The organism is Massilia rhizosphaerae (assembly GCF_016093545.1).
GTDB classification, from domain to species: domain Bacteria; phylum Pseudomonadota; class Gammaproteobacteria; order Burkholderiales; family Burkholderiaceae_D; genus Telluria; species Telluria rhizosphaerae.
In genome coordinates this window covers 27170-40932 of sequence record NZ_JADKYX010000015.1, presented here as the reverse complement: position 1 = coordinate 40932, position 13763 = coordinate 27170, and the positions used below count along the sequence as shown (strand labels likewise).

The window sequence follows — 13763 nt, the reverse complement described above, 5'->3', positions numbered from 1 at the left end:
CTTTCCCGCTGACCATGTTTCGAAAAAGTGCTCTGACCCCGAATTTTGCGAAAAAAATGCTCTGACCCCGAATTTTGGCAAAAAAAACACCGCCCGGAGGCGGTGTCGATGCGGGGCGGGCGGCCGCGCTTATTGCATGTGCTGGCCGCCGTTGATGGCGATGTTGGCGCCGGTGACGAAGGCTGCCTCGTCCGAAGACAGGTAGGCGACCAGGCCGGCCACTTCTTCCGGCTTGCCCAGGCGACCCATCGGGATCTGCGGCAGGATCTTCGATTCCAGCACTTCGGCCGGGATGTCGGTGACCATCTTGGTGCCGATATAGCCCGGCGAGATGGTGTTCACGGTCACGCCCTTGCGCGCCACTTCCAGCGCCAGGGCCTTCGTGAAGCCGTGGATGCCGGCCTTGGCCGCCGAATAGTTGGTCTGGCCGAACGCACCCTTCTGGCCGTTGACGGACGAGATGTTGATGATGCGGCCCCAGCCGCGCTCGACCATGCCGTCGGCCACGGGCTTCGTCATGTTGAACACGGAATCGAGATTGGTCTTCATGACCGCGTCCCAATTAACCTTGTCCATCTTCTTGAACGTCATATCGCGCGTGATACCGGCGTTGTTGACCAGCACGTCGACCGGGCCGACTTCCTGCACGACCTTGGCCACGCAGGCCTGGGCCGAGTCGTAATCGGACACGTCGCATTCGTAGGCCTTGAAGTCGTGACCTTGTTCGCGCATCGCGGCAAGCCAGCCTTCCGCCTTCTTGCTGCCCGGCGAGTACGTCGTCACGACCTTGTAGCCGAGCGCCGCCAGCTTGATGCAGATTGCTTCACCCAGGCCGCCCATGCCGCCGGTCACTAATGCCACTCTTGCCATCGTCTTCTCCTAGTTTTTCACTTATTTCGAATAGATTTGTCGATTCAGCGCTCGACCGCCAGGGCGACGCCCATGCCGCCGCCGATGCACAGGGCGGCCAGGCCCTTCTTGGCGTCGCGACGGATCATTTCGTGCAGCAGGGTCACCAGCACGCGTGCGCCCGAGGCGCCGATCGGGTGGCCCAGCGCGATCGCGCCGCCGTTGACGTTGATCTTCGACGTATCCCAGCCCATCTGCTTGTTGACGGCGACGGCCTGGGCGGCGAAGGCTTCGTTGATTTCCATCAGGTCGACGTCTTCGTGCTTCCAGCCGGCCTTTTCCAGGCACTGGCGGGCGGCGTCGACGGGACCCATGCCCATGATGGCCGGGTCCAGGCCGGCCGACGAATAGGCCTTGATGCGGGCGATCGGGGTCAGGCCCAGTTCCTTGGCCTTCGAGGCCGACATCATGATCACGGCGGCGGCGCCGTCGTTCAGGCCGGACGCGTTGCCGGCGGTGACGGAGCCCTCTTTATTGAACGCCGGACGCAGGCTCGTCAGGCCTTCCAGGGTGGCGCCGTGCTTCGGATACTCGTCGGTATCGAACACGGTGGTGCCCTTCTTGGAAACGATCTCGACCGGGATGATCTCGTCCTTGAACTTGCCGGCCTTCATGGCCGCTTCCGCCTTCAGCTGCGATTGCAGCGCGAATTCGTCCTGTTCCTGGCGCGAAATCTCGTACTTGCGCGCGACGTTCTCGGCCGTCACGCCCATGTGGTACTGGTTGTAGACGTCCCACAGGCCGTCGACGATCATCGTGTCGGTCAGCTTGGCGTCGCCCATGCGGAAGCCGTCGCGCGAACCGTTCAGCACGTGCGGCGAGGCGCTCATGTTTTCCTGGCCGCCGGCGATCACGATGGAGGCGTCGCCGCACTTGATGGCCTGGGCCGCCAGGTGGGTGGCGCGCAGGCCGGAGCCGCACACCATGTTGAGGGTGAAGGCCGGCACTTTGTCCGGCAGGCCGCTCTTGATCACGGCCTGGCGGGCCGGGTTCTGGCCCACGCCGGCCGTCAGGACCTGGCCCATGATGACTTCGCTGACGGCGGCCGGATCGATGCCCGTCTTCGTCAGCAGGTGCTTGATGACCTGGGCGCCTAGCTCGGCAGCCGGAATTTTTGAGAGCGTGCCGCCGAACTTGCCGATTGCAGTACGGCCGGCGGCCACGATTACGACATCTTCCATATCAATCTCCGGTATCCCGGCCCCAACGGCCGGGGTTCAATGAGTGGACAGCCCTGCTGTCGGCCTTGTTCTGGCCAGGCCTGGAAGAATCCGAAAACCAGCACAACGATTGCAACGGGCCGGTGGCGGATCCGCATGCATGGATCGCATGGGATGCGGCTAACACCGGCGAAGCTCGAAAAACCTGCTGCGCGTTGCATTTGCGGTCTGCGATGCTCGCTGTACTCCTCGTACAGCTGCGCTTCTCAACCGCAACTGCGGCCGCTCGCTTACGGTTTTTCGAGGTTCCCACCGGTGTGCGCGGCAGGTCGACCACGTCGTGCGCTTGATGAATCACAATCTCCGCTCAGGCTTGGACAGAAAGCCAACAATATTAGTGACCTCGCTTAAAGTTTGTTTAAGCAAAATCAATCTTATCAGCTTATTCATCGGAAAAAACAGTCTTTCTATTGATTTTGCTTAATGATGAGCTCTTTTATTGTTCATTTTTTTTGTTCAGGAAACATGGGTTTCCCGCTGTATAAGCCAAGCCAAAACCCTTTTCCGTTGGGCGAAATTTCACAGTAGAATGCACGGGCTAAGCCAACCACATTGATTTATGCCCAAAAGCCCGAGCTCCCTGCCCATCGAAATCAAGATCTCCACGGTCGTGGCCATTTCGACCATCCTGCACTCGGCCGATCCGATCGCGATCGACGCCGCGCTCAAGCAGATGACCGGGGGTGTCTCCGATTTCTTCGAGGATGAATTCGCCGTCATCGACGTCGCCGGCATCGCCGACGACGCCGCGCACATCGATTGGGAGGCGCTCGTCGCGCTGCTCAAGAAGTACCGGCTGAACGCCGTCGCCGTGCGCGGCGCGCCGGCCAAGCTGCACGACGTGATCCGCGCCCACGACCTGTTCCTGGACGACGGTTCCAGCGGCCTCTCGACCGGCGCGGGACGCGAACGCGAACAACCTGCGGCCGCGCCGGCCGAAACGGCGGCCCCGGCGCCGGTCCCCGCGCCGGCACCGGCCCCGGTGCACGCGATGATCGTCGACACGCCGGTGCGCGCCGGCCAGCGCATCTATGCGCGCGGCACCGATCTGATCGTGACCGCCGTCGTGAACAACGGTGCCGAGCTCATCGCCGACGGCAGCATCCACGTGTACGCGCCGCTGCACGGCCGCGCGCTGGCCGGTGCGTCCGGCAATGCGGGCGCGCGCATCTTCGCGCTGCAGTTGCAGCCCGAACTCGTGTCGATCGCGGGGGTTTACCGGACGTTCGACGAAGGTTTCCCCGCAGACGTCGCACGCCAGCCGGCACAAATCCGTTTGGTCGGCGACCGAATCGATATATCATCGCTGGGTTCGGCGACCCGCAGCTAAAGCGCCCCTATATCAGCACTGACCAGATACTTAAAAGGACACAATTTTTTCATGGCAAGAATTATCGTTGTAACGTCCGGCAAGGGCGGTGTGGGCAAGACCACTTCGAGCGCAAGCTTCTCGAGCGGCCTCGCGTTGCGCGGCCACAAGACGGCCGTCATCGACTTCGACGTCGGGCTGCGCAATCTCGACCTGATCATGGGATGCGAGCGCCGCGTCGTGTATGACCTGATCAACGTCATCAACGGCGAAGCGAGCCTGACGCAGGCCCTGATCAAGGACAAGCACTGCGACAACCTGTTCATCCTGCCGGCGTCGCAAACGCGCGACAAGGACGCGCTGACCGAGGAAGGCGTGGAAAACGTGCTGAACGAGCTGGTCAAGATGGACTTCGAGTACATCATCTGCGATTCGCCGGCCGGCATCGAGCACGGCGCCCTGATGGCGCTGACGTTCGCCGACGAGGCGCTGATCGTCACCAACCCGGAAGTGTCGTCCGTGCGCGACTCCGACCGCATCCTCGGCATCCTGCAGGCCAAGTCGCGCCGCGCCCAGAGCGGCGGCGAGCCCGTCAAGGAACACCTGCTGATCACCCGCTACTCGCCGCGCCGCGTGGAAAACGACGAAATGCTGTCGTTCCAGGACGTGCAGGAAATCCTGCGCATCCCGCTGCTCGGCATCATCCCGGAATCGGAAGCCGTGCTGCACGCGTCGAACCAGGGCAATCCGGCGATCCACTTCAAGGACACGGACGTGGCCCAGGCCTACCAGGACGTCGTGTCGCGTTTCCTCGGCGAAGAGATCCCGCTGCGTTTCACCAGTTACGACAAGCCGGGTTTCCTGCAGCGTCTGTTCGGAGCAAAGTGACATGCCTCTGCTCTCATTCCTGTTCCCCAAGAATCAGAAAAGCGCGACAGCGGCCAAGGAAAGGCTGCAGATCATCATCGCCCGCGAACGCAGCGGCCGCGGCGGCCCGGATTTCCTGCCGGCCCTGCACCGCGAGCTGATCGAAGTGATCTCCAAGTACACCAAGGTCAACGCCGAGGACATCAAGATTTCCCTCGACCGCCAGGGCAACCTGGAAGTGCTCGACGTCAACGTCGTCCTGCCGGACGCCTGAATCGTTGTCCGGCCGCGCCGATTCACGCCGGCGCGGCCGCTACCTCGCGCGCCACGCGCGTGCACGCCTCCACGTGCTGATAGCCCATCTGCCTGAATAACGCGAAACCAAGCACCGCCGAGGCGACCTGTCCCGCCAGCGGCACGATCTTCGCCGTCGACTTGGCCGCCAGCTTGGCACCCGATTTCCGCAACAGTTTCAAGACGAGTTCCTTCGTCACGATTTTGCCCACCAACGTACCGCCCAGCGCCGCGACGGCCTGGTAGGCGGCGATGCGCATGTGCGGCTGCAGGCGGTCGATCTGCTCGGGCGACAGGCCGAACGCCCGGTTGATCTCTTCCACCATGACGGCAAAGCTGGACAAGTCCGCGACGACGTCCACGCCCGGCACCGGAATCACGGACACGCCCGCGGAAAAGGCCGCCCGCTTGCGCACGATGCCGCGGCAACGTTCGCGCACCCGTTCGATGTCGTCGCCGGAGACCGGCAGCAGGGCCGGCTCCTCGCTCTTGTCTTTACGCTTCTTGAACATATCCGCTCCCAACCAAAGGATTCAGGACCAGTGTAACCGCGAGTGTGTCGTCGAACTGACACGACTATGACGTAATTACCCAACGAAAATGTGAATTTATCTGAGGCATCGGTAGCTTTGCTTTTTAAAAGTCTGATATATTTAGTGACATTGTAGGAATGTTCCTACATAGACGTCCTACAGTCCCACAATCCGAGACAGCCTGAACATCATGAGAATATCCGTACTGGACAACGACACGACCCAGGCAGAACTCATCTGCCAAGTTCTGAACGGAGCTGGGCACAGCTGTCAAGCGTTCGACAGCGGCAAAGACTTGCTGGGGCAGTTGCGCAAGGACAGCACCGATCTGCTGATCGTCGACTGGCAAGTGACCGACGTGCCCGCAGCGGAACTCCTGCGCCGCGCCAAGGAAAAACTGGCACCGAATACCCCGACAATGTTTCTTGCCGGCAGCGCTGCGGAAGACGACATCGTCGCCGGCGTCACGGCCGGCGCCGACGACTACCTCGTCAAGCCGCTGCGCCGTGGCGAGCTGGTCGCGCGCACGCAAGCCCTGCTGCGCCGCGCCTACCCGTCGCAGAACGGCGCCGAACAGCTGCAGTTCGGTCCCTATGTGTTCGAAACCCGCCCGGGACGCCTGATGATGGACGGCGAGCAGATCGACGTCACCCACAAGGAATTCAACCTGGCGCTGCTGTTTTTCCGCAACCTCGGCCGTCCGCTGTCGCGCGCCTATATTCACGAGTCGATCTGGGTGCGTGAAACGGCCGTGCCGTCGCGCACGATGGACACGCACGTGTCGCGCGTACGGAACAAACTGCGCCTGCGTCCGGAGAACGGATTCCGCCTCGTGCCGGTCTACAGCTACGGCTATCGGCTGGAAAAGCTGGGGGCGTGAAACCCTGCTGCGGTAAGGGTATAATGGGCGCGCTGCCCAATTTTTGATCACCCATGCAACTGCTCGCCGTCGGCCTCAATCACACCACCGCACCGGTCTCGCTGCGCGAGCAACTGGCGTTGGCGCCTGAGCAGCTCGGGGATGCGGTGCGTGCCGCGCGCGGGTGGTTCGCGCGGGTGAATACGCAAATGGGTACGCGGGGCGAGGACGAAGCGGCGCTGCTCTCGACGTGCAACCGCACCGAGATGTACGCCGCCAGCTGCGCCCCCGACCCGATCGACGCCTCCGCGCGCTTCCTCGCCGACTATCACCAGCTGAGTTTCGCCGAGCTGCGCCCGCACCTGTACATGCTGCCGCAGCACGACGCCGTGCGCCACGCGTTCCGCGTCGCCTCCGGCCTCGATTCGATGGTGCTGGGCGAAGCGCAGATCCTCGGCCAGATGAAGGATGCCGTGCGCGTCGCCGACGCGGCGGGCGGCCTGGGCACCTATCTGCACCAGCTGTTCCAGCGCAGCTTCGCCGTGGCCAAGGAAGTGCGCACGACGACCGAGATCGGCGCGCACAGCGTCTCCATGGCCGCCGCCGCCGTGCGCATGTCGGAACGCATTTTCGACCGCGTCAGCGAGCAGAACGTGCTGTTCATCGGCGCCGGCGAGATGATCGAACTGTGCGCCACGCACTTCGCCGCCCACAATCCCAAGTCGATCACGATCGCCAACCGCACGCTGGCGCGCGGCGAGGCGCTGGCCGCGCGCTTCAACGGCAGCGCGATCGGTCTCGCCGACCTGTCCGAACGCCTGCCGCAATTCGACATCGTGATCGCGTCGACCGGATCGACCCTGCCCCTGATCGGCAAGGGCCTCGTCGAACGCGCCATCAAGGCGCGCCGGCACCGGCCGATGTTCATGGTCGACCTGGCCGTCCCGCGCGACATCGAGCCGGAAGTCGGCCGCCTGAACGACGTCTTCCTGTACACGGTGGACGACCTGGCCGAGGTGGTCCGCACCGGCGTCGAAAGCCGCCAGGCGGCCGTCGCCCAGGCCGAGGCCATCATCGAGACGCGCGTGCAATCGTTCATGCACTGGATCGGCGACCGCGCCGTCGTGCCCGTGATCCGCGACCTGCACGAATCGAGCGAATCGATGCGCCTGGCCGAACTGGAACGGGCGCGCAAGCTGCTGGCCAAGGGCGAAGACATCGACACGGTGCTCGACGCCCTGTCGAAAGGCCTCACGGCGAAATTCCTGCACGGCCCGCAACAGGCCCTGCACCGCGCCCAGGGCGACGAGCGCGCCCGCCTCGCGAGCCTCTTGCCCCAGCTGTTCCGCGGCCGCCGTTAGCGGTCTGCTATCCTTCCGGCACCGCGCCGGTACCGCATGCCGCGCCCGCGGCTTGTCCGTTGTCATTTCCTATAAAAACACTATGAAACCATCCATGCTGGCCAAGCTGGACCAACTGGCCAACCGCCTCGTCGAACTGGACGAACTCCTGATGTCCGAAGGCGCCACCGCGAACATGGACAGCTTCCGCAAGCTGAACCGCGAACATGCCGAACTGAGCCCGCTCGTGGCCGTCTATCGCCAGTACCAGACCGCGCAGGGCGACATCGCCGCCGCGCAGGACATGCTGTCCGACCCGGACATGAAGGAATTCGCCCAGGACGAGATCGACGCGGCGAAGGCACGCATGGCGGAACTGGACGTCGAGCTGCAGAAGATGCTGCTGCCGAAAGACGAGAACGACGAGCGCAACATCTTCCTCGAGATCCGCGCCGGCACGGGCGGCGACGAATCCGCGCTGTTCGCGGGCGACCTGCTGCGCATGTACACGCGCTACGCGGAGCGCAACCGCTGGCAGGTGGAGATGGTGTCGGAATCGCCGTCCGACCTGGGCGGCTACCGCGAGGTCATCGTGCGCATCGTCGGCCAGGGCGCGTATTCGAAGCTGAAATTCGAATCGGGCGGCCACCGCGTGCAGCGCGTGCCGGCGACGGAGACCCAGGGCCGCATCCACACCTCCGCCTGCACGGTCGCCGTGATGCCGGAGGCGGACGAGGTCGAGGACGTGCAGATCAACCCAGCCGACCTGCGCATCGACACCTTCCGCGCCTCGGGCGCTGGCGGCCAGCACATCAACAAGACCGATTCCGCCGTGCGCCTGACGCACCTGCCGACCGGCATCGTCGTCGAATGCCAGGACGACCGCAGCCAGCACAAGAACAAGGCGCAGGCGATGAAGGTCCTCGCGGCGCGCATCAAGGACGTGCAGTTGCGCGAGCAGCAGAGCAAGGAAGCGGCCACGCGCAAGAGCCTGATCGGCTCGGGCGACCGCAGCGAGCGCATCCGCACCTACAACTTCCCGCAGGGCCGCCTGACCGACCACCGCATCAACCTGACGCTGTACAAGCTGGACATGATCATGGACGGCGACCTGGCCGAGCTGACCAACGCCCTGTCGGCCGAGCACCAAGCCGAACAGCTCGCAGCGCTAGGCGACTAAAATTCAGGGTCAGAAAATTCAGGGTCAGAGCATAATTTTGCAAAAATTCGGGGTCAGAGCACTTTTTCGAACCATGTCCTGACGACATAAATTCAGCCATACGACGGCTGGCCTTCCGGATATCCGCCGATGTGAGCGCGCCGGTTGGGCGAAAACAGTCTTCAGGCTATTTCTTCAAAATGTGCTCTGACCCCGAATTTATGCTCTGACCCCGAATTAAGATGGTTCTAAGTTGCCAGACTGAAAATACCTAACCGATAACGTCAACCAGGAAACCCATGCCCTCGTCCCGCAATCTCTTGCTCGCCATCGCCGCCGTCAGCATCGCCCTGGTCGGCGCCGCCCTGTATCTGCAGCACGTGAAGGACATGCTGCCCTGCCCGCTGTGCGTGATCCAGCGCTATCTGTTCCTCGGCATCGCTCTGTTCAGCCTGATCGGCGCCTTCGCTGGCAAGATCAAGGCCGGCGCCGGGCTGGCGCTGCTGTGCGCGCTGGGCGGTCTCGGTGTCGTCGGCAAGCATTTGTATGTGCTGGCGCACCCGGGCTTTTCGTGCGGCATCGATCCGATGGAGACGGCGCTCAACAAGATTCCGACCGCGACCCTGCTACCCTGGCTGTTCCGCGCGGACGGCCTGTGCGAAGCGGCCCAGGACACCGTGTTCGGCCTGAACGTGCCGCAGTGGTCCGCCGTCTGGTTTGTGCTCCTCACGCTGGCCCTCGTCTGGGTGCTGGTGCGGCGCGCGCGTTGATGGCCATCGAACCCGGCGCCAGCATCGCGGCGGTGCAGGCGAGCCTGCCCCTCGATCCGCTGGAAAACCGCATCTTGCTGTGCCAGGCGACGGGTCTCACGCGCGTCCAGCTGATCACGCAGGGCGACCGCCCGCTCGCGCCGGACGAGGCGCAGCGCCTCGACGCGCTGGTGGCGCGCCGGCTGCGCGGCGAGCCGATCGCCTACATCGTCGGCAAGCGCGAATTCTTCGGCCTCGATTTCCAGGTCGGCCCCGCCGTGCTGATTCCCCGTCCCGACACGGAACTGATCGTCGAACTGGCGCTCGAACGCCTGCCGCAAGGGCCTTCCCGCCTGCTCGACATGGGCACCGGCAGCGGCGCGATCGCCGTGGCCGTCGCGCACACGCGGCCGGACGCCGACGTCACCGCGCTGGACGTCAGCCCCGACGCGTTGGCCGTCGCCCGGGCGAATGCGGCCGCCAACGGCGCCAGTGTGCGCTTCCTGGAAAGCAGCTGGTTCGACGCGCTCGCCCCCGGCGAGACCTTCGACGTCATCGCCTCGAACCCGCCCTACATCGCGGCCGGCGACGCCCACCTGGCCCAGGGCGACCTGCGCTTCGAGCCGGTGGGCGCGCTGACCGACCATGCCGACGGCCTGTCCGCGCTGCGCATCATCGTCGCGGGCGGTCCGCGCCACCTCGTGCCGGGCGGCTGGCTGCTGCTGGAGCACGGCTACGACCAGGCGGCCGCCGTGCGCGCGCTGCTGGCGGACGCCGGCTTCGCGGACGTGCAAAGCTGGCAGGACCTGGCCGGGATCGAGCGCGTGAGCGGCGGACGATTCGGATAACGGCGTACCCGGCGCAGCCCGGGCGCTCCGTTTGTTACAATTTCGGGTCCACTACCCGGAGCCACAGATGCGTCGACTGTTCGCGACCCTCATCCTGCTGGGACCCCTGGTTGCACTCGCGGCGGACGTCGTCACGCCCGTGCCGGCCGACGCCGCCGAACAGGCGCATGCCCTGTTCGAGCGCGACTGGCAATGGCGCCTCAAGCACCAGCCCGAATTCGCCACGAGCGTGGGCGACCACCGCTACGATGCGCAGTTGTCCGACACCTCGCTCGCGGGTCAAGCGGCCGCCATCGAGCACGCGCGCCGCATGCTCGATCTCGCGCACCTGATCGACCGCGCGCAGCTGGCCGGCCAGGACCGGCTGTCCTGGGACCTGTTCACCGGCGACCAGGAACGGATCCTCGCGCGCGCCGCCTTCGTCGCCTTCGACCCGCAGCCGATCAGCGCCGTAGACGGCCTGCAGATCCGCTTTCCGCAGCTGGTCGCGCAGATGCCCTTCTTTACGGAAGACGACTACCGCAACTACATCGCGCGCCTGAATGCACTGCCGCGCCACGTCGACGGCATCATCGAACAGATGCGCGAAGGGATCCGCACCGGCTGGACGGCGCCGAAAGCCATCATGGCCGGCCTGCCCGCGCAACTGCGCGCCATGCGCGAGCACGTGCAGGACGGCGCCCTGGGCGCGCCGTTCCAGCGCCTGCCCGCGACCATCGACGAAGACACGAGAACGAAACTCGCCGCGGACGGCGCGGCCGCCCTGCGCACGGCGGCGCTCGCGCTGCAAAAGCTGGAAGACTTCGTGCGCACCGAGTACCTGCCGGCCGCGCGCACGACCATCGGCGCGTCGAGCCTGCCCGGCGGCGCGGCGTGGTACGCGGTCCTCGTGAAGACCGCGACGACGTCGGCGCTGACCCCGGCCGAGATCCACATGCTGGGCGTGAACGAAGTGGCGCGCATCCGCGCCGAGATGGAAGCGACGGCGGTCCGCACGGGCTTCAAGGGCAGTTATCCGCAATTCGTCGCGTTCGCGCGCAGCGACCCGCGCCTGTTCCCGACGAGCGCCGACGCGCTGCTGGAACGCTACCGGCGCACCATCGCGCGCATCTACGCGCAGCTGCCGCTGTTGTTCGACACGATTCCGCAGGAAGAGCTCACGGTCAAACCCGTGCAGCAGGAAGGCGCCGACACGCAGGGCGGCGCCTACTACGAAGCGGGCACGCCGACGCGCACGGCGGCCCTCGTCGTCAACACGAGCCGCCTGGATACGCGGCCGCTGTGGGAAGTCGAGACGCTCGCCCTGCACGAGGGCGTGCCCGGTCACCATCTGCAGGTCGCGCGCGAACACGCCATCGACGACCTGCCGGCGTTCCGCCGCCACGCCTGGTATCCGGCGTTCGGTGAGGGCTGGGCGCTGTACGCCGAAGGCCTCGGGCCGACGCTCGGCCTGATGCGCGATCCGTTCTCGCAGTTCGGCCGCCTGGCCGACGAGCAGCTGCGCGCCGCGCGGCTCGTCGTCGACACGGGCATCCACGCGCTGGGCTGGTCGCGCCAGCAGGCCGTCGACTACCTGAACGCGAACACGGCCAATCCGGCGGCCGACAACGAGGTCGAAGTCGACCGCATGATCGCCCGGCCGGGCCAGGCGCTGGCCTATAAAATCGGCCAGTTGCGCATCGTCGCGCTGCTGGCGCGGGCCGAGGCGGCGCTGGGCGCGCGCTTCGACGTGCGCGCCTTTCACGACGCCGTGCTGGAAAACGGCGCCCTGCCGCTGGACGTGCTGGAGCGCCGCATCGACCGCTGGATCGCGGCGCAAAACACGCCGGCCGCGCCCGACGTGCCCGCCGAAACGGCGGAACCGGCCCTGTTCCAGTAACCGGAAAGTCTCGGAAAGTCATCGGAAAGTCATATTTGAAGGTCCCCGGCGCGCTCGGCCGATTTCGGTTACTCTCTTCGTCTCAAAGCAGTATAAGAAAGGAAACCTCGTGTCGAACCAACTGACCCGCCGCCTGGCCCTGCTGGACGACGATGCCCACCGCGGCCTGCTCCTGCAGGGCCTGCGCGGCATCGAGCGCGAGACTTTGCGCATCGACGAACAAGGCCACTTGGCCCGGACCCCGCATCCGGTAAAACTCGGCTCGGCCCTGACCCATCCGCAGATCACGACGGATTACGCGGAAGCGCTCCTCGAATTCATCACGCCGGCCGAGCACGACATCGGACTGGCCCTGCACCGCCTCGACGCGATCCACCGGTTCGCCTATTCCAAGCTGGACGGCGAGCTGCTGTGGAGCCAGTCGATGCCCTGCGACCTGCCGGCCGAGGAAGACATCGAGATCGCCTGGTACGGCAAGTCGAACATCGGCATGCTCAAGCACGTGTACCGCCGCGGCCTGGCCCTGCGCTACGGCAAGGCCATGCAATGCATCGCGGGCATCCACTACAACTACTCGCTGCCGGAAGCGCTGTGGAAGCTGCTGGCGGAACACGAAGGCATCCCGGAAGAACGCCGCAACGCCCTGCGCGACTTCCAGTCCGAAAGCTATATCGCGACCATCCGCAACTTCCGCCGCTACAGCTGGCTCCTGATGTACCTGTTCGGCGCGTCGCCCACGCTGTCGACGGGCTTCCTGCGCGGCCGCCAGCACAATCTCGAGACGCTGTCGGACGACACCTTGTACCTGCCGTACGCGACGAGCCTGCGCATGAGCGACCTGGGTTACCAGAACGACGCGCAGTCCGGCCTGCGCCCGCACGAGAACAGCCTGGAAAGCTACGTGACGTCGCTGATGGACGCCGTCAAGCGCCCGTATCCGCCGTACGCGGACATCGGCACGAAGAAGGACGGCGAGTGGGTCCAGCTGTCGACCAACATCCTGCAGATCGAGAACGAATACTATTCGACGATCCGGCCCAAGCGCGTGATCCGCACCGGCGAGCGCCCGGTGCAGGCGCTGTGCGCGCGCGGCGTGCAGTACATCGAGGTGCGCTGCATGGACGTCGATCCGTTCGAGCCGGTCGGCATCGCGCTCGAGACGGGGCGCTTCCTGGACGCCTTCCTGCTGTTCTGCGCCCTCGAGGAAAGCCCGATGATCAATGCGATGGAGGGCCAGATCCACGCGCGCAACTTCGCGCGCACCGTGAAGGAAGGCCGCCGCCCGGGCCTGACCCTGACGCGCAACGACCACGAGGTCCTGCTCACGGATTGGGCGGATGAACTGCTGGCGCGCATCCGTCCCATCGCCGAGCTGCTGGACCACGAGCACAATTACAAGGGCGCGCACGTGGACGCCCTGGATGCGCAACAGGCCAAGGTGCGAGATCCCGACAAGACGCCGTCCGCGCGCGTGCTGCAGGAAGTGCGCACGCTCGGCTCGTTCGCCAGGTTCGGCCTGCGCCAGAGCGAACTGCACGCCCAGGCGTTCCGCGCGGAGCCGCTGATGCCGGCCGAGACGGCGCTGTTCGACGAGATGGCCCGGGTGTCGCTGGCCGAGCAGGCGCAGATCGAGGCGACGGATACCGGGTCGTTCGACGATTTCGTCGCGGCGTACAACAGTAGTACACTGTGCCGTAACAGCTGACCGGACGCTACACCACGTCGCGGGGAGTCGTGTGCGGCGGGGGCGGGAACGAACCGGGAGCCGGAACCCGGCCCCCGGGAGTAACAGCGGGA

Annotated in this window: 13 protein-coding genes; 10 read left to right on the top strand and 3 right to left on the bottom strand. The window is 65.3% G+C overall.

The features are described 5' to 3' along the window. Nucleotides 1-129 precede the first annotated feature (129 nt). Nucleotides 130-870, bottom strand: coding sequence for an acetoacetyl-CoA reductase (phbB, locus tag ISF28_RS20480; RefSeq protein ID WP_036231283.1), 741 nt, complete (start codon nt 868-870; stop codon nt 130-132). Nucleotides 871-914: 44 nt separating this feature from the next. Continuing rightward, the gene (locus ISF28_RS20475; RefSeq protein ID WP_198119035.1) at nt 915-2090 is read right to left on the bottom strand and encodes an acetyl-CoA C-acetyltransferase; all 1176 of its coding nucleotides are present in this window, start codon (nt 2088-2090) and stop codon (nt 915-917) included. Nucleotides 2091-2688: 598 nt separating this feature from the next. On the opposite strand from ISF28_RS20475, the gene minC reads away from it, so the two are divergent. The 3 genes from minC to minE are packed head-to-tail and all read left to right on the top strand — an operon-like array spanning nt 2689 to nt 4579. Then, the gene (gene minC, locus ISF28_RS20470; RefSeq protein ID WP_198119034.1) at nt 2689-3459 is read left to right on the top strand and encodes a septum site-determining protein MinC; all 771 of its coding nucleotides are present in this window, start codon (nt 2689-2691) and stop codon (nt 3457-3459) included. 51 nt (nt 3460-3510) lie between these two features. Next, complete coding sequence (gene minD / locus ISF28_RS20465; protein WP_198119033.1) at nt 3511-4326, top strand: septum site-determining protein MinD; 816 nt, start codon at nt 3511-3513, stop codon at nt 4324-4326. A 1-nt stretch (nt 4327) separates the two neighbouring features. Then, entirely contained in the window at nt 4328-4579 is a 252-nt protein-coding gene (gene minE, locus ISF28_RS20460; protein WP_036231293.1) for a cell division topological specificity factor MinE, read from the top strand. Between the two features lie 22 nt (nt 4580-4601). Here the strand turns inward: minE and ISF28_RS20455 are convergent, their stop codons facing one another. Next, nucleotides 4602-5111 (bottom strand): hypothetical protein, encoded by a 510-nt coding sequence (locus ISF28_RS20455; protein ID WP_198119032.1) that lies wholly within the window; start codon nt 5109-5111, stop codon nt 4602-4604. A 211-nt stretch (nt 5112-5322) separates the two neighbouring features. Between ISF28_RS20455 and ISF28_RS20450 the strand changes: the two genes are divergently transcribed. The 7 genes from ISF28_RS20450 (at nt 5323) to gshA (ending at nt 13671) form a co-directional block, all read left to right on the top strand. Further along, nucleotides 5323-6012: a response regulator transcription factor gene (locus ISF28_RS20450; protein WP_056445216.1), complete on the top strand. Its 690-nt coding sequence runs from the start codon at nt 5323-5325 to the stop codon at nt 6010-6012. 53 nt (nt 6013-6065) lie between these two features. Beyond that, nucleotides 6066-7352, top strand: a complete 1287-nt coding sequence (gene hemA, locus ISF28_RS20445; RefSeq protein WP_198119031.1) for a glutamyl-tRNA reductase — start codon at nt 6066-6068, stop codon at nt 7350-7352. A gap of 82 nt (nt 7353-7434) precedes the next feature. Next, nucleotides 7435-8511, top strand: a complete 1077-nt coding sequence (gene prfA, locus ISF28_RS20440; RefSeq protein ID WP_198119030.1) for a peptide chain release factor 1 — start codon at nt 7435-7437, stop codon at nt 8509-8511. Between the two features lie 278 nt (nt 8512-8789). Then, nucleotides 8790-9260, top strand: coding sequence for a disulfide bond formation protein B (locus ISF28_RS20435; RefSeq protein WP_198119029.1), 471 nt, complete (start codon nt 8790-8792; stop codon nt 9258-9260). After that, nucleotides 9260-10087, top strand: a complete 828-nt coding sequence (prmC, locus tag ISF28_RS20430) for a peptide chain release factor N(5)-glutamine methyltransferase (protein ID WP_198119028.1) — start codon at nt 9260-9262, stop codon at nt 10085-10087. The genes ISF28_RS20435 and prmC overlap by 1 nt, the downstream gene beginning before the upstream one ends. A gap of 67 nt (nt 10088-10154) precedes the next feature. Next, nucleotides 10155-11966: a DUF885 domain-containing protein gene (locus ISF28_RS20425; RefSeq protein WP_198119027.1), complete on the top strand. Its 1812-nt coding sequence runs from the start codon at nt 10155-10157 to the stop codon at nt 11964-11966. A gap of 109 nt (nt 11967-12075) precedes the next feature. Further along, on the top strand, nt 12076-13671 hold the full coding sequence (gshA, locus tag ISF28_RS20420) for a glutamate--cysteine ligase (RefSeq protein ID WP_198119026.1): 1596 nt from the start codon (nt 12076-12078) through the stop codon (nt 13669-13671). Nucleotides 13672-13763 lie beyond the last annotated feature (92 nt).